This is a genomic window from Micromonospora sp. CA-259024, from assembly GCF_050936255.1.
GTDB lineage: Bacteria > Actinomycetota > Actinomycetes > Mycobacteriales > Micromonosporaceae > Micromonospora.
Genome location: NZ_JBNJND010000001.1, coordinates 2249114 through 2269983 on the forward strand (window position 1 = coordinate 2249114; position 20870 = coordinate 2269983).

The window sequence follows — 20870 nt, forward strand, 5'->3', positions numbered from 1 at the left end:
CATGCCTCAGGTGCGCCGGCCGCGCTCCTGCTCGAGCCGCTCGTCCAGCCGCCCCAGCTCATAGATGGCGTTGAGGTTGGTCGGCAGCCGACTGACATTGTCCGGCACAGGGCCGGGATCCGGCTCGGGAGCGGGAGCGGGGGCCGGCGCGGGTGCGGCGGCGGGGGCCGGCGCGACGATCACCGGGCGGCGGCGCAGGAGCAGCAGTGCCAGCACCACGAGGGCAGCCGCGACCAGGAGATAGTGCGCGGGCGGCCAGCCGTCGCTGGCGGGGTTGGCGAACGTCGGCGGGGCGTCCGGGGCGGGGGCGTCGCCGTTGCGCAGCGGCACGGGTGCCCGCGAGGTTCCCGTGCCCTCGCCAGCGCCAGGCCGATCGGGTGCGGCGGGGACCGCCGGGAGCGGGCCGGCCGACGACCCGGCGGACGTGGAGGTCGCCATGGGCGCCGACGGGCTGGGCTGGCCGGTGGTCGGTGGCGGGCTCGGCGTGGACGGCGGGGTGGGGGTGGCGGTCGGTGTCGGAGCGGTGCTCGGCGTGCCGCCGCCTCCGAGCAGGTCGTCGACGATCTGGCCGACGCCACCGAGGAGCTCACCGACCGGACCCGAGGTGGTCGACGGGGACGGCGCGGGCGCGAGGGCGAGAGTCAGCACGAGTGCGACGACGGCAGGCATGGGTCCACCTCGGATGTGTCGATGTGCCAGGCACGGTACCCGAGTGCGATAACGCATGGGTGACACAGCCACGCCGGGGCGGGGACGCGTCGTGCGCACGTCCCGCCGCAGTGTCCTCGATGGTCGGACGGGCGGCCCGCCGACCTCGGTGGAAATCCGTGATCGAGCGTCCGGCGGTGGCGAGCCTGTCCACCGGAGTCAGAAAGTGGCAGCGCCGCCCGCGGTGATCAGCGCCTCGCCCGCAGTCGTGCGGGCGTACAGCACGAAACGTCCGGCGCGGTGGGCGCTCACCAGACCGGCATCGCGTAGTGCACCCAGATGCTGTGACACGGTGCCCGAGGTGAGCCCACAGCGGTCGGCCAGCTCCAGGGTCGAGGTCGGCACCGCCAGCTCGTGCAATAGCGTGGCGCGGGTTCGTCCCAGCACCCGGGCCAGACCCTGCCCCTGGGGGGCCGGATCCCGCTCCCACAGGGTCGCCACCGCACGGGCCGGGTAGCGCAGCACCGGCTGCCCCGGGGAGCCGAAGTTGGACCAGACCCGGGGGCCGGTGAAGACCGACGGGACGAGCAGCAGGCCCCGCCCGTCGAGACGCGCCGTGCCGGCCACGGCGATGTGATCCACCCGTAGCGTCTCGGCCTCCAGCCGCACATACGGGTCGAGGTGGTTGAGCAGGCCGTGCACCCCGTCGGTGGCCATTCGTCGTGCGCCGAGCAGCACCTCCCGCTCCAACAGGGTGCGCATCCGGGGCCAGTAGGGCCCGATGGCCGCGTCGGCGTACGCGCGGATCGTCTCCGTCAGCCGGGTCAGCTCGGCGGCCGGCTCGGCGTAGAGCGCGGCCAGCCGTGACGAACGGGGGCCGGGAAGTGCGTCGAGACCTGCCCGTACCGCCTCGGGCGGGGTGGCGGCGAGGGTCGCCAGCTCCACGTCGAGAGCGGGTTGGGAGGTGGTCGGGGGCGGGCAGACGAACGTCGGAATGACCAGGGTCGGCATCTGCACCAGGTCGGCGAGGAGCCGCCAGTCCAGCCCGGCCAGGCGGGGTCGGACACGCCCGCACCAGGGCAGGTGCTCCGGGAACCGGTGCGGCTGCTTGACGATCCGGACGCTCGCGATCACCTCCCACAGTGGCGAGATCGCGAAGCGTGTCATCGCCAGATCGCGGGCTTCCAGCCCGACCAGCATCATTGGCGCCCCCGACAGATTCGGCGAGGGCCAAATCTATCGGTCTCGCCCGGTACGGCCGGCACGGTGGGCGGCATGACCACCCCGACCGCGACGCCGACCGACCACCGCGCCGGTCCCTGGCCCCGCTCTTTCCGGCTGCTCTACACCGCCGCCCTCGTCGACGGCATCGGCTTCCACGTCAGCCAACTCGCCGTGCCGGTGCTCGCCGTGTCCCTGCTCGCGGCCACCCCCGGCCAGGTGGGGCTGCTCGGCGCGCTGAGCACGGCCGCCTTCCTGTTGATCGGCCTGCCGGCCGGAGTCTGGGTCGACCGGTTGCCGCACCGTGCGGTGCTGATCACCGCGGACCTGACCCGGGCAGCACTGGTCGCGTCCGTGCCGGTGGCGTGGTGGGCCGGTTGGCTGAGCATCCCGCAGCTCTACCTCGTGGTGCTGCTGACCGGCGTCGGCACCGTCTTCGCCGACGTCGCCGCACAGAGCTACCTGCCGGAACTGGTCGGCCGGAATCGTCTGGTCGCGGCGAACTCCCTGATGTTGAGCACGAACGCGACGATGCAGATCGCCGGGCGAGGTTTCGGCGGGCTGGTCGTACAGGCGCTCACCGCGCCCGTCGCGATCGTGCTGGACGCAGTGACGTTCGCGGTCTCCGGAGCGCTCCTCGCCCGGATCCGCACCGACGCGCCCCGCCGGTTCGGGTCGCGGGCGACGGGCGGGTTCGCGCGGCAACTCGTCGCCGGCGTCCGGCACGTGCTCGACAACCCGCTGCTCCGCCCGCTCGCCCTCTCCACCGCGAGCATCAACCTGACCATGCAGCTCACCACCACGATGCTGCCGGTGGTCTTCCTGCGCGAGCTGGGGCTGGGTGCCGCCGCTCACGGCCTCTTCCTGGGCGCGGGTGGAGTCGGCGCCCTGCTCGGTGCGCTGAGCGCACGCCCCCTCGCCGAGCGGATCGGTCATGGCCGCACGCTCTGGCTGCCCGGTCTGCTCGTCGCCCCGCTCGGTGGGCTGGTCGCGCTGATCGACACCGGGCCGATGCTCTGGCTGGCCGCGCTCGGCTGGCTGGCGTTGGCATGGCGAACCGGGGTCGGCAACGTCATCGGGGTGAGCCTGCGCCAGGGCGCCACCCCAGACGCGCTGCTCGGCCGGATGAATGCCACCTTCCGGTTCCTACTCACCGGGGCACTCACCATCGGCGCGGTGGCCGCCGGCCTGCTCGGCCAGTACGCGAACGTGCGGACCGCGCTGGTGGTAGGCGCGACCGCAAACGCGCTGACCTGGCTTCCGGTGTTCTGCTCGCCGCTGCGCACGCTGCGCCGGCCACCCGGGACCGACTGACCGGGGCCGTCCACGGCACCGCGTCGACCGCCGTTACGTGGCTGTTACGACGCAGCGAAGTGGCCGTGCCGGGGCGGGACCACCGTCATGGCAGAGGGTCACCGGCAGCGCCGCCGCGACGTGGCCCCGAGCATCGAACGGAGAGACCACGATGAGGATCAGGAGCGCACTCACAGCGTTGGCGGTCGTCCTCGCCGGGCTGGTCGCCGGCGCGGGCAGCAGCACCGCGGCGGGCACCACCACGGCGACGGCGGCGTCGCCGTACTGCGGGATCACCTGGGGCAGCGCGGAGAAGTCGGCGGGCGCACTGAGCGGCCCCCCGCTGGTCGACGTACGAACCGGCCGGCACGACTGCCACGACCGGGTGGTGTTCGAGTTCGCCGGCCCGGTCGACGGTTACGCGGTCGGCTACGGCGAGACGTGGACCGAGGGCGAGGGGCTGGCGCTGTCGCCGTACACCGCTGGAGGCGCGCTGCTGCGGGTCTCGCTGCGGGCCCCGGCGTACGACGACGCCCACCAGGGCACCCTGCCGTACGCGGTCGGTGAGCATGTCGCGAACCTGCTGCGCTGTTCGACGCTGCGCGACGTCGTCTTCGGCGGCAGCTTCGAGGGCTACAGCACCTTCGCGGTCGGCGTACGGGCTCGGTTGCCGTTCCGTGTGTTCGTGCTCGCCGGCCCCGGCACACACAGCCGCATCGTCCTCGACGTCGCCCACCAGTGGTGACCGACCCGGGAGGCCACGCCCTCGTACTTTGAGGAGATTGGAGAGCCGGCGCGGTGACGGCCGGCATTCCACCAGCCGGGTCCCGCCTCCTGCGCTGTTACCGCAGGAGGCGGGCGCGGGAGTGTCAGGGCTTGCGGCCGACCCCGCCGAAGGCGTCGATGTCGGCAGGCGTGTCGACCGCGTCGTCGGGTCGCCACTGCGGGCACGCCACGACACCCGGCTCCACCAGTGCCAGGCCGTCGAAGAACCCGGCGATCTGGTCGGGCGAGCGAAGCGTGTACGGGGCCGCTCCGCTGTCGTTGTAGTCGTCCTGCGCCTGCTGCATCTCCGCGCTGATCAGGCTGGTGCCGTCGTTGAGTGAGAGGTAACTGCCGCTCGGCAGCGGTGCCAGCAGCCGCCGCGTGATCGACCGGGCCGTCTCGTAGTCGGGCACGTGGCCCATGACACCGCTGAGAATGAGACCGATCGGCTGCTGGAAGTCGAGCGTCTTGCCGGCCTCGGCGATGACCGCGGCAGGGTCGTGCAGGTCGGCGTCGATGTAGGCGGTCCTGCCCTCGGTCGCGCCGACCAGCAGCGCACGGGCGTGCACCAGCACCAACGGATCGTTGTCGACGTAGACGATCCGCGCGTCCGGCGCGATCCGCTGCGCCACCTCATGGGTGTTGTTGGCCGTCGGCAGCCCCGTGCCGACGTCGAGGAACTGGCGGACGCCCGCTTCACCGGCGAGAAACATGATCGAGCGGACCAGGAACTGCCGGGAGGCACGGGCGACGTCGACGACCCCGGGGAAGACCTGCCGGTACTGGTCGCCGGCCTCGCGGTCGACCGCGAAGTTGTCCTTGCCCCCGAGCCAGTAGTTCCAGATCCGCGCCGAATGCGGCACCGACGTGTCGATCTTCTGCTGCACCTCGGCCTCGCCCGCCTCCGGCGAGCCGGTTGCCCGAGAATCCATGGTCACGACTAACCCCCCATGTCGACCGCGTACACGCCTCCGTCGCGGACAGCACTGCCGAGGAAGCAACGGCCCGTGACCGTGCCACGGTATAGAAGCTGGAAGATCCGCGCCACCACCCGGCCGCCCGGGATGCGTTCGGCGGCACGGATTCCGCCGTCACGACGTTCGACAGTCAACGATGCATGTCAATATGATTGCCATTGCTCGTTGATGGAAGTCCCGCGACATCCCGCGTCCCTGCTCAGCTACCACCCGACGCCCACCACCCGCGCTTCGGGCACAGCTGCACCGCCCGCGGCGACTCGCCCCCCGGAGACGGCATGACACGTCAGGTCCCCATCCGCCCCGTCCCGCCCCTGCTGCTCGTCCTCGCCCTGATCGCCGGCGTCCTCGCCGCACCGGCCCGACCGGCACAGGCCGCACCGGCCAAGACGCCGCCACTGACCACCCCGTGGACCAGCCGGGCGTTGGCCGGCACACCGCTGCCGGAGTATCCGCGACCGCAGATGACCCGACCGGACTGGCTCAACCTCAATGGTGAGTGGCAACTGCGCCAGTCCGTCACCGACGACAGCCCGCAGTTCAACACCGACCTGCCCGAGCGGGTCAACGTCCCGTTCCCGGTGGAGAGCGCCCTCTCCGGGATCCAGCGGGCCGCCAACGACAACCGCAACTACCTCCTCTACCGGCGTACCGTCACCGTCCCGCCGAACTGGTCGGGACGGCGGACTCTGCTGCACTTCGGCGCGGTCGACTGGCAGAGCACCGTCTGGGTCAACGGCATCCGGGTCGGTGCGCACACCGGCGGCTACGACGCCTTCGCCTTCGACGTGACCCCGCAGCTCAACGGTGGCACGAACGAGATCGTCGTCAGGGTGTGGGACCCCACCGACACCGGGCAGGGCGGTAGCCTGCCCCCGATCGGCAAGCAGACGAAGCAGCCTGGCGGGATCTTCTACACGCCGAGTTCCGGCATCTGGCAGACGGTGTGGATGGAGCCCGTGCCGGCCGCGTCGATCAGCAGCGTGGACGTCTACCCCAACCTGGCCACCAACACCCTGCGGGTGCGGGTCTTCACCCGCGGCGACGTCGGCGGTCACAGTGTGCTCGCCGAGGCGTTGAACGGTGCCACGGTGGTCGGCTCGGCCACCGGCGGCTTCACCGACTTCAGCGTGCCGGTGCCCAGTGCCCGCCGCTGGTCACCCGACGATCCGTTCCTCTACAACCTGCGGGTCACACTGCGCAACGCCAGCGGTGCGACGCTGGACCGCACCACGCACTACTTCGGGATGCGGGAGATCAGTACGGGCCTGGTGAACGGAGTGCTGCGGCCGAAGCTCAACGGTCAGTTCGTCTTCCAGGTCGGCACCCTCGACCAGGGCTTCTGGCCCGACGGGCTGTACACCGCGCCGACCGATGCGGCACTCGCCTTCGACCTGCAGAAGCACAAGGACCTCGGCTTCAACATGGTGCGCAAACACATCAAGGTCGAGCCGCAGCGCTGGTTTTACCACGCCGACCGCCTTGGCCTGCTGGTCTGGCAGGACATCCCGTCGATGACCGCGCAGACCATCGACGCCACCGATGCCCAGCAGGCGCAGTTCGAGACCGAGGCACGCGAGATCGTCGACGAGCACCGCAGCTCCCCCGCGGTCATCGCCTACACCGCCTACAACGAAGGCTGGGGCGAGCGAAACCTGGCCGACACCCGCCGGGTCGGGCAGAACATCAAGAACCAGGACCCCACCCGGCTGGTCAACACCCACAGCGGTTACAACTGCTGCCAGTCGCTCGGCAACCCCGGCAACGGCGACATCGACGACTGGCACGCCTACCTGGGGCCGGACTCACCCTCGCCGTCGAGCAGCCGGATCGCCGTACTCGGCGAGTTCGGGGGTCTGGGCCTGCGCGCGCCCGGCCACGAATACAGCCCGAACGGCCAGTTCTTCGCCTACGAGTGGCAACCCACCTCGACTACGCTCACCGATCGCTACGTAGGGCTGGTGCAGGGCACCCAGAACCTGATGCTCGGCAAGGGACTGAGCGCCTCCGTCTACACGGAGATCACCGATCAGGAGGGGGAACTGAACGGCTTCCTCACCTACGACCGGCAAGTGACCAAAATGGATCAGGCCCGGGTCCGCGCCGTCAACACCGCTCTCATCAACGCCTCGAAGTCGATCGGCAGCTCCGCACCCGTTGCCCTACCGGTCGACACGCGTAGGTCGTTGCAGGTCACCACGCCCGGCTACACCAACAGGTACCTGCGGCATCAGGACAGCCTGGCCTACACCGAGGTGGTGGACGCCGGCAGCTCGGCCCTGCTGAAGAACGACGCCACGTACACCATCCGGCCCGGCCCGGCCGACACCAACTGCTACTCGTTCGAGTCGGTGAACTATCCGGGGCAGTATCTGCGGCACCAGGACTCCCGGGTCCGCAACTCGCCGAACGATGGATCCGCACTGCTACGCGCGGACGCCACCTGGTGCGCCCGGGTCGGCCTGAGCGGCAGCGGCGTGTCGTTGGAGTCGTACAACTTCCGAGGCAGGTACCTACGGCACCACAACTCGGAGGTCTGGCTCAGCAACGGCGCCGGCGGCGACGCGTACAACACGCCAGCCCTGTGGACGGTCGACAGCACCTGGAACATCGCCGTTCCCTGGACGCCCTGACCGGCGTGCCCGCCGGGACCGGCCACGTCGGCCGGCCCCGGCGGGCACCCGAGTTTCATTCAGCCGCGTCGGTCAAGTGCCAGATCTCCCGCATCGGAGCCCACCAGTGCCCCGAACCGGGCTCGGCGAGCGACTCCTGACACGGATCGGTCAGCTTCCACCACTCCTGCGTCTGCGGGTCCGCGGCGATGAGCCGCTGGTCGGCGTCGTAGTCGTCACCGACGTACTCGTAGTAGCCGAAGAGCAGGTCGTCGTGCAGGAAGATGGTGTAGTTGCGGAAGTTCGCCGCACGGAGCGTCTGCTCGACGCTCGGCCAGACGGCGGCGTGTAGCCGCAGGTAGGTTTCCCGCTGGTCCGGGCGGAGCCGAATCACGCAGCCATAACGTTGCACGTCGTGCCCTTCGTGTGAGCTGGTCGGGTCGAGGCGCCCGATCGCCACCCACCACGACACGGGCCGCTCCCCGACCGACGGCCGCGGCGGGCGACGCGCGCTGGGTGGCTGATCAGGCGGTGCTGATGGACCAGAGCAGGTTAGTGGGTTTCTGACCTCAGGCGGTGCCGAAGATCACCATGCGGGCACCGTCGGACGATGCCGGGCAGAAGAGCCAGCCGGGCCGCCGACATCGACCGTTTCGCCAGGACTGCACACCGTGGCGGCGGGTCTACCCTCAGGTGATGGAGGGCCGCGTGCTGGTGGTCGAGGACGACGCCTCCATCCGGGAGGTCACCGCCCTCGGTCTGCGCCGCGCCGGCTTCCGGGTCGACACCGCCGTCGACGGGCGGCAGGCCCTGGCGTCGTGGCGGGCCCACCCGGTCGATCTGATCGTGCTCGACATCATGCTGCCCGGCCTGGACGGCCTGGAGGTCTGCCGGGAGATCCGGCGTACCGGTCAGGTGCCGATCCTGATGCTGACCGCGCGCACCGACACGATCGACGTGGTGGTCGGGCTGGAGTGCGGAGCGGACGACTACCTGCGTAAGCCCTTCGACCTGCCCGAGCTGGTGGCCCGGGTCCGCTCGGTGCTGCGCAGGGCGAGCGCGCCGGTCGCGTCGACAACCATCGAGGTCGGCAGTCTGGAGATCGACCCGGGCAGCTTCGTGGTGCGCCGGCACGGCCGGGAGGTGGCGCTGACCTCCACCGAGTTCCGCCTGTTGCTGGAGCTGGCCCGCCGACCCGGCCAGGTCTTCACCCGGGAACTGCTGCTGGACCTGGTCTGGAACCACAGCTTCCTCGGCGACTCCCGACTGGTCGACGTCGCGGTGCAGCGCCTGCGCGCCAAGATCGAGGACGACCCGTCGCAGCCACGGCTGATCCGGACCGTACGCGGCGCCGGCTACAAGCTGTCCACCGGCTGACGGGAGGTCGGCGATGGCCGGACACCCGGTGACCCCGGGCCGCCTGCGGCGCCGGCTGACGATCGCGTTCGTCCTCGTCGCCGGGGTCTCCGCCGGGCTGCTCGCCGGTGGGACCGGGTTGCTGCTGCGACAGTCCTGGTTGGACGCGTCGCTGCACGAAGCCGCCGCTGACGCCCGCTACCAACTCGTCCTCGCCGGACAGTTCCTACCACTGACCGAGCAGCGCGGCACCGAGCTGCTCACCAGTTTCGAGGCCAGCGGCCGGCACGTGGTGCTCGTCGACGGCCCGATCCGCCCCTCGCACCCCGCGTACGCCCCGGCGCTGGGCAGCCGGTTGCGGTCCACGGTCGCGGACGGGCAGCTCGGCTACCAACGCTCCGCACCGGCGGAACGTCCTCGGCTGCTGGTGGTCGGCGGGCGCATTCCCGGCTCGACCGCCGAGCTGTACGTGCTCACCGTGGAGGACGACGTCGCCACCGACCTGGGTCAGCTGCGCACCGCGCTGGTGGCAGGCTGGGTGATCGTGGTGTTGCTCGCCGCCGGGGTGGGCCACGCGCTGGCCCGCCGCACCCTGGAGCCGGTGGGTCGGGCGAGTCGGGCCGCCCGAGCGCTCACCGAGGGCCTGCTCGCCACCCGCCTGCCGGTACGCGGGCGCGACGAGTTCAGCGTCTGGGCGGCGACGTTCAACGAGATGGCCGAGGCGCTGGAGTCGAAGATCGTGGCACTGTCGGCCGCGCAGGCCCGCGAGCGGCGGTTCACCGCCGACGTCGCGCACGAGCTGCGTACCCCGGTGACCGCACTGGTGGTCGCGGCGTCGCTGCTGCGCGAGCACCTCGACCAGCTGCCCGACGACGCGAAAGAGGCCGCACGGTTGTTGGTCGGCGACGTCGTCCGGCTGCGCCAGCTGGTCGAGGACCTGATGGAGATCTCCCGCCTGGACGCCGGTCGGGAGCAGCCCGCCGTCGGGCCCGTCGACGCGTCGGCGCTGCTGCACGGGATCGTCGGCGCGCGCGGTTGGTCGGAGCGGGTGCTGGTCGTCGGCGACCCGGTCACGCTGCGCACCGACCCGCGCCGGCTGGAGCGCGTGCTCGCCAACCTGGTGGCCAACGCGATCGAACACGGCGGCGGAGAGATCCGGGCCACCGTGGTCGGAGCAGGCCTGCTGGTCGTGTTCGAGGTCACCGACCAGGGGCCGGGCATCCCGGCGGAACACCTGGCCCGGGTGTTCGACCGGTTCCACAAGGTCGACCCGTCCCGCTCCGCGCCCGGCAGCGGGCTCGGGCTGGCCATCGCGCGGGAGAACGCCGCTCTGCTCGGCGGCGTGCTGAGCGTCCGCAGCGGACCCGACGCCGGCACCTGTTTCCGGCTGGAACTGCCGGCCCACGGTCCGGTCGAGCCACCGGGCGACGACGACGCGCAGCGGCACAGCGGGGCCGGCACGGCGGCGGGCGGTGCGCGATGAGCCGGCGAGGTGCCGCCAGGGCGATCGCGCCGGTCCTCGTCGCCGCGCTTCTCGTGACCGGGTGCGGTACGCCGCGCTCGGGTGCGCTCGGCCCGGCCCCCACCGCGCCGCCGTCGAGCGCCACGCCGTCGAGCGCCGCACCGACCGAACGTCCGGATCCGACCCGCACCCCGCCAGCGGACCCAGCACGGTCACCCGCGGAAACCCCGTCTAGGCCGACCAGCACCGGTACCCGTGACACCGTGATCGTCGAGCTGTGGTTCGTCCGCGCTGGGCAGCTCGTTCCGACCCGGCGGGCTCGGCCGGCCACCGTGGCGACGTCCCGGCTGGCGCTGACCGAGCTCGCCGCCGGACCCACGCCGGCGGAGGCCGCCACCGGGCTGACCACCCTCGTCCCGGCCGGCGTCGAGGTCACCCGGATCACCGACGGTGTGGCGACGCTGCGGCTCCCGTCCGCCGACGATCCGGCCCAGCGGCGGCTACGCGAGGCGCAGGTGGTGTGGACGCTCACCCAGTTCCCCACCGTGCGTCAGGTGCGCGTCGACGACGCCGCCCCGGTCGACCGGACGGACTACGCGGACCTGCTGCCGCCGATCGTGGTCACCGGCCCCATCCCCGGTGACCGCGTCTCCACCCCTCTGATTGTCACCGGCACCGCCACTGTGTTCGAGGCCACGGTGAGCGTCCGGGTGCTGGACGCCGCCGGCCGGGAGGTGGCCACCGGATTCGGCACCGCCAGCTGCGGCAGCGGCTGCCGGGGTGGCTACCGGGTGGTGGTCGGCTGGCGCGTGGCCCGGGAGCAGCGGGGCACGGTCGAGGTGTACGAGGTGTCGGCCCGCGACGGCTCGCGGATCAACGCGGTGGCCGTGCCGGTGATCCTCGCGCCCGGCGGCTGACCACCGGGTTCACCCGCCCGACTCCACGGGGAAACGCAATCGTTTCGTTAACCCGGTGGGACGCAACTCACGAAAGCCTGCACGTTCGGGGAACCACGAACTAGTGTCAGTACGACATCGTTTCGCGGGGGGTTCGGGTGCTGGGTGGTCAGCAGGTGGGCGCGGGTGCCGGGGTGCCGGCGGCCCGGGGGCCCCGGTGCACCGACAGCGACCTGTTCGCCGTGGTCATCGACCTGCTGCGCGAGGTCGGCTACGACCGGATGACGATCGACGCCGTCGCCGCCCGCGCCCACGTCAGCAAGGCCACCATCTACCGGCGCTGGGACGGCAAGGCGGAGTTGGTCGTCGCCGCCCTGCGCGACCGGCACGTGGGTGTGCACAACCCGCCCGACACCGGCTCGCTGCGCGGCGACCTGATCGAGCTGCTGCGCGTCACGGCGGCGATCTGTGTGGCCGACTGCGACCTGATGCAGGCGTTGACCTTCGCCATGCGGACCAACCCCGAGCTGGAACGCCTGGTACGCCGCCAGGTGCTGCCGGCCGGGCGGGTGGGCAGCACCGCCATCCTGGTCCGTGCCGCCGCCCGCGGGGAGATCCCGCCCGAGGCCGGCGAACGGGAGCTGTTCCACGACCTTGCGCCCGCGCTCACCATGTCCCGCATCGTCGCGCACGGCCTACCCGCCGATGACGCGTTCCTCACCCAGGTCGTCGACCAGGTGCTGATCCCGGTACTCCGCTACCAGCCCGACCGCCCGTCTCAGGCCTGATTCATCGACACTCGCAACACGGAAGGCTTCACGATGCCCGGAACTACCTCGACCGCGCCCGGCGCACCCGGCGCCGAGACGTCGACAGGCGCACCGCACCCGCGGCGCTGGATCGCCCTGGCGGTCATCGCGGTCTCGCAGCTGATGGTGGTCCTCGACGCCACCATCGTGAACATCGCGCTGCCGCAGGCCCAGACCGACCTGGGGATCACCGACGCGAACCGGCAGTGGGTGATCACCGCCTACACGCTGGCCTTCGGCGGGCTGCTGCTGCTCGGCGGCCGTATCGCCGACTACTGGGGCCGTAAGCGCACGTTCCTGGTGGGCATGACCGGCTTCGCGCTCGCCTCCGCGCTGGGCGGTCTGGCCACCACGGGTGGGATGCTCTTCGCCGCCCGCGCACTGCAGGGCGCCTTCGGCGCGCTGCTCGCTCCCGCCGCGCTGGCGCTGCTCACCGTCCTGTTCACCGAGGCCACCGAGCGGGCCAAGGCCTTCGCGGTGTACGGCGCGATCGCCGGCGGTGGGTCGGCGGTCGGTCTGCTGCTCGGCGGGGTGCTCACCGAGTACGCCGACTGGCGCTGGTGCCTGCTCGTCAACATCCCGGTCGCCGCCATCGCGATCGCCTTCGCGCTCCCGCTGGTGCCGGAGAGCCGGGCGCACGGCAACACCCGCTACGACGTACCCGGTGCGATCGTGGTGACCGCCGGCCTGGTCTCCCTGGTCTACGGCTTCACCAAGGCCGCCGAGGACGGCTGGGACGCCACCGCGACGCTCGGCTTCATCGCCGCGGGCGTGGTGCTGCTCGCCGCCTTCGTGGTGATCGAGCTGCGCTCCAGCCACCCGCTGCTGCCGCTGCGGATCCTCCTGGACCGCAACCGGGGCGGGGCGTTCCTCACCTCGACGTTGATCGGCGCCGGCCTGTTCGGGGCGTTCCTCTTCCTGACCTTCTACTTCCAGGTGGTGCTGCAGTACAAGCCGCTGGAGGCCGGGCTCGCGTCGCTGCCGGTCACCGTCGGTGTGCTGATCGCCGCCGGTGGGGCCAGCCAGCTGATGCCACGGCTGGGTGCCAAGCCGCTGATGGTCGCCGGTGCGGCGCTCGCCGCCGTGGGCATGCTGGTGCTGACCCAGATCGACGTGAACACCTCGTTCCTCACCCACCTGCTGCCCGCCCAGGTGGTCCTGGGTCTGGGCCTGGGCTTCACGTTCGTCCCGCTGTCCAGCCTCGCCCTGGTCGGGGTGCCGGAGCACGACGCCGGCGCGGCCAGCGCGACGCTCAACGCCACCCAGCAGATCGGTGGCTCGTTGGGCACCGCGCTGCTGAACACCTTCTACACCAGCGCGGTCGCCGCCTATCTGGTCGGCCGGGCGCCGAATCCGGTCAACCAGGTCGATGCGCTGGTGCACGGCTACCGCGTGGCGTTCGCCTGGGGCGCGGCCCTGATCGTGCTCGCCGGGCTGGCCACGCTGGTCCTGGTGAAGGTGCGCAAGGAGGACATCCCGGCCGGCAACGCCGTGCACATGGGCTGAGCGACCGACACGGCCGCCGGCCGGACCGCCCCGACCGCGGGTGGGCCGGCCGGCGTCCCGCTTCCGGTAGCGTCCCGACCACTGTCGACAATCCGTTTGAGGAGATCCATGCCGACCCCTGCTGACCAGATCATCACAGCTCTGCGCGCGGGCCACGAGGAGCTCACCGCGCTCGTCCGGGACCTCAAGGAAGACGACCTGCTCCGGCCCTCGGGGGCCAGCGAGTGGCAGGTGTCCCAGGTGCTGAGCCACCTGGGCAGCGGCGCCGAGATCAACCTGGCGTCGCTGGACGCCGCCCGCACCGGCACGCCCGGCCCGGACGGGGACTTCAACCGCGGTGTCTGGCAGCGCTGGGACGCGATGTCCCCGGCCGAGCACGCCGCCGGATTCCTCGCCGCCAACGAGCGGCTGGTCGAGGCGTACGAGGCGCTGGACACCGAGACCCGCGCCTCGCTGCGGATCGACCTCGGCTTCCTGCCGGAGCCGGTCGACGTGGCCACCGCTGGCCGGTTCCGGCTCAGCGAGTTCGCCCTGCACCAGTGGGACGTCGAGGTGGCGTTCAACCCGTTCGCGGCGGTGACGCCGGAGGCGGTGACGCTGCTGCTCGACCAGATCGGCGGCATGCTGGCGTGGACCGGCCGGCCGCAGGAGCTGGCCGGCCGGGAGGCGACCCTGCTGCTCCGGCTGCACGCGCCGGAGCGGACGTACGGGCTGCGGCTGGGCGAGCGGATCGAGCTGACCGATGCGCCGGAGCAGCCGGACGGCGAGCTGACCGCGCCGGCCGAGGCGTGGCTGCGGCTGGCCACCGGACGACTGGGTGCCCAGTACACCCCGGACGGGGTGCGGGCGACCGGCCCGGTGAGCCTGGACGACCTGCGCCGGGTCTTCGCCGGCTTCTGAACAGGTGCCGCGCGGGCCGGTCGCCCGGCCCGCGCGGCTCGTCCACCCGGTCAGCCCTTCACGCAGACCACCTGCTTGAGGTGTGCGACCACCTCGACCAGGTCCTCCTGCTGGGCCATCACCTCGGTGATGTCCTTGTACGCGCCGGGGATCTCGTCGACCACCCCAGCGTCCTTGCGGCACTCCACCCCGGCGGTCTGCGTGGCCAGGTCGTCCGTGCTGAACGTCCGCTTGGCCTGCGCCCGCGACATCCGCCGTCCAGCGCCGTGCGAGGCCGAGCAGTACGCGTCCGGGTTACCCCGACCCCGCACGATGTACGAGCCGGTGCCCATCGACCCGGGGATGATGCCCAGGTCGCCCCGGCCGGCCCGGATCGCGCCCTTGCGGGTGACCAGCACGTCCACCCCGTCGTAGCTCTCCTCGGACACGTAGTTGTGGTGGCACGAGATCGGCTCGTCGTAGGAGACCTGCGGGAAGTGCTCGCGCACCACACCGCTGAGCAGGGCCAGCATGACGGCCCGGTTGCGCCGCGCGTACTCCTGCGCCCACCACAGGTCCCGCCGGTAGGCGTCCATCTCCGGCGTGCCGGCGAGGAACACCGCCAGGTCCCGATCGGGCAGGTCGGCGTTGTGCGGCAGCCGCCGCGCCACCCCGATGTGCCGCTCGGCCAGCTCCTTGCCGATGTTGCGCGACCCGGAGTGCAGCATCAGCCACACCCGGCCCTCGTCGGCGCCGCCCTGCTCCAGGCAGACCTCGATGAAGTGGTTGCCCCCGCCGAGGGTGCCGAGCTGCCGCCGCGCCCGCGTCTCCAGCTGCGCCACCCGCCGATCCAGGCCGGCGAACCGGCCCCAGAAGTCATCCCACCCGGCCTGCTCCAGACCACGGATCCGGCGCGTGTCGACCATGTCCTGCCGCTGGGCGAAGCCGACCGGGATGGTGGCCTCGATGGCGGAGCGCAGCCCGGCCAGGTCGTCCGGGAGGTCGGCGGCGGTCAGCGAGGTGCGTACCGCCGACATCCCGCAGCCGATGTCGACACCGACCGCGGCCGGCGAGACGGCCTGCCGCATCGCGATCACCGAGCCGACCGTGGCGCCCTTGCCGAAGTGCACGTCCGGCATGACGGCGACGCCCTGCACCCAGGGCAGCGCGCCGATGTTGCGCAGCTGCCGGGCGGCCTGCGGCTCGATGGCGTACGGGTCGGTCCAGACCCGGACCGGTGCCCGGGTACCGGCGAGAGGGGTGAATCCCATCGTGGTCTCCTCATGTCGTGCGGGCACCGCGTCGCGGGTGACCGGAAGTGATCGCGCGCCGGGCAGCCGGGCACGGAAGTCGGATACGAAAAGGCCGCCCGACCTCAGGGGTGGGCGGCGACATCGGACGCGCTGGCGTCAGCGGTGATGTCGCCCTGGTTGCCGGCCCTGGGCGGGCCAGCCGAGACACCGGTACCACGCGCCGGAGGGCAACGCGGCACCCGCATCTGGCGTACGCCAGATGGTTGTGGTGCGGTCGCGCTGCGACACGGCGTACTCCTCGGGGTGGGATCTGTTGGCCTTCCCCGGTGACGCTAGGCGGACCGGGCGGCGTCCGCAATGGATATGTGGACGCCGCCGGCTACCGGCCGACCCGGCGGGCGACCGCCAGCAGGTACTCCTTGCGGTCGAGCGGGTTGTGGTCCCAGCGGCGCCGGATCGGGGCCGGCCCGCGAACCGGCTGGTACCGGTCGAACGCGGTCTCCAACACGCCCTCGCCCCGGGTCAACCCGGGCAGACGGCGCTCCAGCGCGTGCACCCGACCCGCCGGGATCTCCCCCTCCACCAGGTACGAGGCACCCTGCCCCGTGGTGTCGGTCGGCACCGCCTGCAGCCGGACGAGCGCGGGCAGCAGGGTGCCGAGGACATCGCCCGGCACCTCCAGCCGGAAGCGGTGCACCGGCTCGTGGACCCGCGTCCCGGCACGGGTCAGCGCCTCCATCAGCACCAGCGGGGTGAGATTGCGGAAGTCCCCGGCGGTGCTGGACATGCTCTTGTCGAAGGTGCCGTGGGAGTGACTCTGCCGGGCCCAGTAACCGGCGTGGGTCATCGTCACCTCGCAGTCGGGGACCTGCCACCCGTACAGGCCCTGGCGCAGGGTTCGGCGCACGGTCTCCTCCACGGCGGCGAAGAAGGCCGGTGGCATCGAGCCCAACTCGACGCCGAGCCCGAAACTCACCCCGGCCCCGGTCGGAGCCGGGGCGATCCGCAGTCCGACGGTGGCCAGGAACGGGTTGGGCGCCACGGCGATCACCTCGACCGCCGCGCCGACGCCGCACACCCGCTCCACGTGCACCGTGCTGGTCTCCCGGAAGGTGACCCCCACGCCGAAGTCGTCGGCGAGGGTGGCCTGGATGACCTCCTTCTGCACTTCGCCGTAGAGCGACACGCTGATTTCGTGCTGCCGGTCGTCCTGCCGCAGATTGATCAGCGGATCCTGCTCAGCGAGTTGGCTCAGCGCGGCGTGCAGCGCGACTCGGTCGGCGGGGCGCGCCGGCACCACCACGGTCTCCAACGTGGGTGGCGCGAAGTGCCGGTCCGCGCCGCCACGTTCGGGGGGTACGCCGACCGGGTCGCCGATCCGCGCGTCCGTCAGGCCCCACAGTCGGGCGATGTGGCCGGCGTCGACCGACGACGCCCCGACGTCGGCCCCGTCGGCGGCGACGCGGATCGCCGTGACCAGCGCCGGGCCGGCCGCGCCCACGCGAACCCGATCACGGACCCGGATCGTGCCGGCGAAGAGCCGGACCAGGGCGATCTTCTCCCCCGCCGGGCCGCGTTCGATGGCGAACACGGTGCCGGAGACGTCGGCGTCGACGTCGCCCTGGACCCCGGGCAGCAGTTCGGTGATCCCGGCGATCAACGCGTCCACCCCGGCGCCGGTGATGGCCGAGCCGGCGAACACCGGCTGGACCAGCGCGCGGCGGGTCCGCGCCGCCAACTCGCGGCGCAGTCGGGGGTACGGCATCGACGACGTGTCCGCCACCCAGTCGGCGAGCAGCGCGTCGTCCTGCCCGGCGAGCAGGTCGAGCAGCCGATCGGTGAAGGTGACATCGGCGGGGCCGTACGGCGTGCAGTGGGCGCCACGGGTGCCGGGCGCCGCTACCGACCCCATCGCCACCACGGCCGGGGTGAGCTTCTCCGCGACGGCCCGTACGACCCGCTCGGGGTCCGCCCCGGCCCGGTCGACCTTGTTCAGGAAGATCAGCGTCGGGATGCGCAGTCGGCGCAGGGTGCGCATCAGCACCCGGGTCTGCGGCTGAACCCCCTCCACGGCGGAGATCACCAGCACCGCACCGTCGAGGACGCCGAGCACCCGCTCGACCTCGGCGATGAAGTCCGGGTGACCGGGCGTGTCGATCAGGTTGACGGTCACGTCCTCCAGCACGAACGAGACGACGGCCGAGCGGATGGTGATCCCGCGTTGCCGCTCCAACGCCAGGGAGTCCGTGCGGGTGCTGCCCGCGTCGACGCTGCCGAGCTGGTCGGTCACACCGACGTCGTGCAACAGCCGCTCGGTCAGGCTGGTCTTACCGGCATCGACGTGAGCCAGGATGCCGAGGTTCAGGGTTTTCACGCAGCGTCAGGTCCTTCAGGTAGGCGACAGATCCCTTCTGGTCGGACATCGACGCAGCGCGCATTGGTACTCCCTGGAGGTTGGTGACGATTCAGGTAGTTCAGCAGTCCGCTCACGGGCCGGGCAACCGATTAACCGGCGCCTCCGATCCCCGGCCCTCGGGGTGGCCACGAATGCCCTGTTCACCGTCTGTCCGACTCCGTGACGTCTCGTGCACACCGGCGGTGGCTAGATTCGCGCGGGCATGATCCGCCCCTGTTCAGGGAGAACCACCATCAGTGCCACCTGGCCGTTGCACCGCACCGGCACCATCGCCACCCCACCAGCACCCACCCGGGCGCACGCGGATCGGTCATCCTCCGACACGAGCGGCGCAGGGCCGTACCCGAACCCCTGGACGCGGGCGTGCGGGGCGGTCCCCGCGCTGGTCGCGCTGGTGCTGGGCCTGTGGCGGCTGACCGGCCCGGCGCTCTGGGCCGACGAGCTGGCCACCTGGGGTGCGGTCCGGTTGAGCTGGTCCCAGTTGTGGCAACTCGCCGGCTCGGTGGATGCCGTCCTGACTCCCTACTACGCCCTGATGAAGGCGTACACCACCGTGGCCGGCACATCGACGGTCGCGTTGCGGCTGCCCTCGGTCGCCGCCATCACCCTCGCCACGGTGGTGGTGTCCACGATCGGGCGGCGCCTCGGTGGCACCGGGATGGGCCTGCTCGCGGGGCTGATCTTCGCGGTCCTGCCGGTGACGTCCCGGTACGCGCAGGAAGCCCGGTCCTACGCCGTGGTGATCCTCGGTGCCGCTGTCGCCGTGTCGTGCCTGATCCGGCTGCTGGAGGAGCCCTCGCGTCGTCGACTCGTCGGGTACGCCGCCACCGTCGGACTCGTCGGGTTGCTCCATCCGCTCAACGGTCTGCTCATGCTCGCGGGTCACGCCGTCGCGGTCGGCTGGTGGCAGCTCCCCCGACGTGCCGAGGGCTGGCGGACAGCGCGCCGGTGGGTGGCGGCGGCCGGTGTGGGTGCCCTGCCGGCGCTCGCGTTGTCCGTCTGGGGTGCCGGGCAGACGGCGCAGGTGTCCTGGATCGCGCTGGTCAACCTGGGCGCCCTACAGGCGTTCCCCGAACGCCTCTTCCACTCCGCGGCAGTCGGCGGGCTCATCCTCGTCCTCGCGGTCCTCGGCGTGCGCCGCGCCCCGGCGTACGTCTGCCTGGCCGGTGCGGCATTCGTCCCGCTGTCGCTGCTGCTGCCCGCCGGCACGCAGTTGCACGTCTGGGTGGCCCGCTACGTGCTGGTCGTGCTGCCGGCGCTGGCCGTCCTCGCCGCGTCCGCCCTGACCCGCGTCGGTCGGCCGTCGGCCGTCGTCGCGTTCTGCCTGATGGTCGTCCTGGCCGTCCCCGCGCACGTCACCATCCGCGCGCACGCTGGTCACAGCCAGGATTCGTACCGGATCGCGGCGGTCATCGGGCCCCGCCACCGACCCGGCGACGTCGTGGTATTCCCGGACACCCACCCGAGTATCCCCTGGTCACCGCGAGACATCTACGAGCGCTACCTGCCCGCCCCGCGCCCCCCGGACGTGTTGCGCACAGCGCCGCAACGCACCGATGGCAGGTTCCTGGCAACGGAATGCCCCGATGCCGGCTGCCTCGGCACGCCGCCGCGCATCTGGATCGTCCGGGCCGACTCCTCGGCCGACCCGCTGCGGGACATGGCACCCGGCAAGCGGGAGCGGATCGGTCACGGCTACCGGGAGGTGCAGCGGTGGCAGTACCCGCTGCTGGGCATCAGCCTCCTGGAGCGCACCGACTGAGGACGACGAGCAGCCCACCAGGCGGTCGTACGGCAGACTCGCGGACATGGTGGAGACGTCCGTGCGGCTGCTACGGCTGCTGACCCTCCTGCAGGCCCGCCGGGAGTGGTCCGGCACGGAGCTGGCCGACCGGTTGACGGTCACCACCCGCACCGTACGCGCCGACGTGGAGCGGCTACGGGTCCTCGGCTACCGGATCGAGTCCCGGCCCGGGGTCGCCGGCGGCTACCGGCTCGGCGCCGGGTCCGCCCTGCCGCCACTGCTGCTCGACGACGACGAGGCGGTGGCGGTGGCCGTCGGGCTGCGGGCGGCCGCGGGCGGCTCGGTGACCGGCATCGAGGAGACCTCGCTACGCGCGCTGGCCAAGGTGGAGCAGTCGTTGCCGTCGCGCCTGCGGCACCGGGTGGACGCCCTGAGGACGGCGACCGTCTCCGCGGCGGGCGGCGGCCCCACCGTGGACGCCGACACGCTCACCGCCGTCTCCACTGCCGTGCACCGCCGCGAGCGCCTGCGTTTCGACTACGCCGGGCATGACGGCACGGCCACCGTGCGCGACGTCGAGCCGTACCGGCTGGTCTACACCGGCCGGCGCTGGTACCTGCTGGGGTGGGACACCGACCGGGCCGACTGGCGGACCTTCCGCGCCGACCGCATCCGGCCCCGCGTGCCGGCCGGCCCACGCTTCGCGCCCCGGGAGCCGCCAGGTGGCGACGCGGTCGCGCACGTGCTGCGCGGCGTCGGCTCCACGGCCTGGCCGCACCCCGCCCGGGTACGCCTGCACGCGTCGGCGGACCGGATGGCGCAGCGGATCCCTCCGACGGCGGGTCTGCTGGAGGCGATCGACGAGCAGAGCTGCCTGCTGCACACCGGCGGGGAGTCGCTGCGCAACCTGGCCGCCTTCCTCGGCACCCTCGATGTCGACTTCGACGTGCTCGACCCACCGGAGCTGCGCGCCGTCATCCGCGGGGTCGCCGCCCGGTTCGCTCGGGCCGCCGGCCCCGCGCCAGGGTGATCC

Annotated in this window: 17 protein-coding genes; 11 read left to right on the plus strand and 6 right to left on the minus strand. The window is 72.2% G+C overall.

The genetic code is table 11. The annotated features are described in order from the left end of the window. Positions 1–6: 6 nt before the first annotated feature. Positions 7–669 (minus strand): hypothetical protein, encoded by a 663-nt coding sequence (locus ACQEUX_RS09835; protein ID WP_433044476.1) that lies wholly within the window; start codon positions 667–669, stop codon positions 7–9. Between the two features lie 198 nt (positions 670–867). After that, on the minus strand, positions 868–1815 hold the full coding sequence (locus ACQEUX_RS09840; protein WP_433044479.1) for a DUF5937 family protein: 948 nt from the start codon (positions 1813–1815) through the stop codon (positions 868–870). Positions 1816–1923: 108 nt separating this feature from the next. On the opposite strand from ACQEUX_RS09840, the gene ACQEUX_RS09845 reads away from it, so the two are divergent. Then, entirely contained in the window at positions 1924–3183 is a 1260-nt protein-coding gene (locus ACQEUX_RS09845; protein ID WP_433044482.1) for an MFS transporter, read from the plus strand. A gap of 151 nt (positions 3184–3334) precedes the next feature. After that, on the plus strand, positions 3335–3907 hold the full coding sequence (locus ACQEUX_RS09850) for an AMIN-like domain-containing (lipo)protein (RefSeq protein WP_433044485.1): 573 nt from the start codon (positions 3335–3337) through the stop codon (positions 3905–3907). Between the two features lie 124 nt (positions 3908–4031). Here ACQEUX_RS09850 and ACQEUX_RS09855 read toward each other — a convergent pair whose 3' ends face one another. Beyond that, entirely contained in the window at positions 4032–4859 is an 828-nt protein-coding gene (locus tag ACQEUX_RS09855) for an SAM-dependent methyltransferase (RefSeq protein WP_433044488.1), read from the minus strand. 323 nt (positions 4860–5182) lie between these two features. On the opposite strand from ACQEUX_RS09855, the gene ACQEUX_RS09860 reads away from it, so the two are divergent. Beyond that, positions 5183–7537 (plus strand): AbfB domain-containing protein, encoded by a 2355-nt coding sequence (locus ACQEUX_RS09860; protein ID WP_433044491.1) that lies wholly within the window; start codon positions 5183–5185, stop codon positions 7535–7537. A 55-nt stretch (positions 7538–7592) separates the two neighbouring features. On the opposite strand, the gene ACQEUX_RS09865 is transcribed toward ACQEUX_RS09860, so the two are convergent. Then, positions 7593–7988 carry an L-rhamnose mutarotase gene (locus tag ACQEUX_RS09865; protein WP_433044494.1) on the minus strand — a complete coding sequence of 132 codons (396 nt, stop codon included), beginning with the start codon at positions 7986–7988 and terminating at the stop codon, positions 7593–7595. Positions 7989–8212: 224 nt separating this feature from the next. Between ACQEUX_RS09865 and ACQEUX_RS09870 the strand changes: the two genes are divergently transcribed. The 6 genes from ACQEUX_RS09870 (at position 8213) to ACQEUX_RS09895 (ending at position 14445) form a co-directional block, all read left to right on the plus strand. Beyond that, the gene (locus ACQEUX_RS09870; protein WP_433044497.1) at positions 8213–8893 is read left to right on the plus strand and encodes a response regulator; all 681 of its coding nucleotides are present in this window, start codon (positions 8213–8215) and stop codon (positions 8891–8893) included. Positions 8894–8906: 13 nt separating this feature from the next. Next, positions 8907–10355, plus strand: coding sequence for an ATP-binding protein (locus ACQEUX_RS09875; protein WP_433044500.1), 1449 nt, complete (start codon positions 8907–8909; stop codon positions 10353–10355). A 242-nt stretch (positions 10356–10597) separates the two neighbouring features. After that, positions 10598–11251, plus strand: a complete 654-nt coding sequence (locus ACQEUX_RS09880) for a Gmad2 immunoglobulin-like domain-containing protein (RefSeq protein WP_433044503.1) — start codon at positions 10598–10600, stop codon at positions 11249–11251. Positions 11252–11388: 137 nt separating this feature from the next. Beyond that, complete coding sequence (locus ACQEUX_RS09885; protein ID WP_433044506.1) at positions 11389–12018, plus strand: TetR/AcrR family transcriptional regulator; 630 nt, start codon at positions 11389–11391, stop codon at positions 12016–12018. 33 nt (positions 12019–12051) lie between these two features. Next, positions 12052–13545, plus strand: a complete 1494-nt coding sequence (locus ACQEUX_RS09890) for an MFS transporter (RefSeq protein WP_433044509.1) — start codon at positions 12052–12054, stop codon at positions 13543–13545. 108 nt (positions 13546–13653) lie between these two features. Continuing rightward, positions 13654–14445: a maleylpyruvate isomerase family mycothiol-dependent enzyme gene (locus ACQEUX_RS09895; RefSeq protein ID WP_433044512.1), complete on the plus strand. Its 792-nt coding sequence runs from the start codon at positions 13654–13656 to the stop codon at positions 14443–14445. A gap of 50 nt (positions 14446–14495) precedes the next feature. Here ACQEUX_RS09895 and ACQEUX_RS09900 read toward each other — a convergent pair whose 3' ends face one another. Both ACQEUX_RS09900 and ACQEUX_RS09905 read right to left on the minus strand, forming a co-directional pair. Beyond that, a complete protein-coding gene (locus ACQEUX_RS09900) occupies positions 14496–15695 on the minus strand; it encodes an RtcB family protein (protein WP_433044515.1) in 1200 nt (399 codons plus the stop codon). A gap of 361 nt (positions 15696–16056) precedes the next feature. Next, positions 16057–18051 (minus strand): GTP-binding protein, encoded by a 1995-nt coding sequence (locus ACQEUX_RS09905; RefSeq protein WP_433044518.1) that lies wholly within the window; start codon positions 18049–18051, stop codon positions 16057–16059. 244 nt (positions 18052–18295) lie between these two features. Here ACQEUX_RS09905 and ACQEUX_RS09910 point away from each other — a divergent pair, with 244 nt between their 5' ends. Beyond that, entirely contained in the window at positions 18296–19855 is a 1560-nt protein-coding gene (locus tag ACQEUX_RS09910; protein WP_433044521.1) for a glycosyltransferase family 39 protein, read from the plus strand. Between the two features lie 46 nt (positions 19856–19901). Next, positions 19902–20867, plus strand: a complete 966-nt coding sequence (locus ACQEUX_RS09915) for a helix-turn-helix transcriptional regulator (RefSeq protein WP_433044524.1) — start codon at positions 19902–19904, stop codon at positions 20865–20867. The last annotated feature ends 3 nt before the right edge of the window (positions 20868–20870 follow it).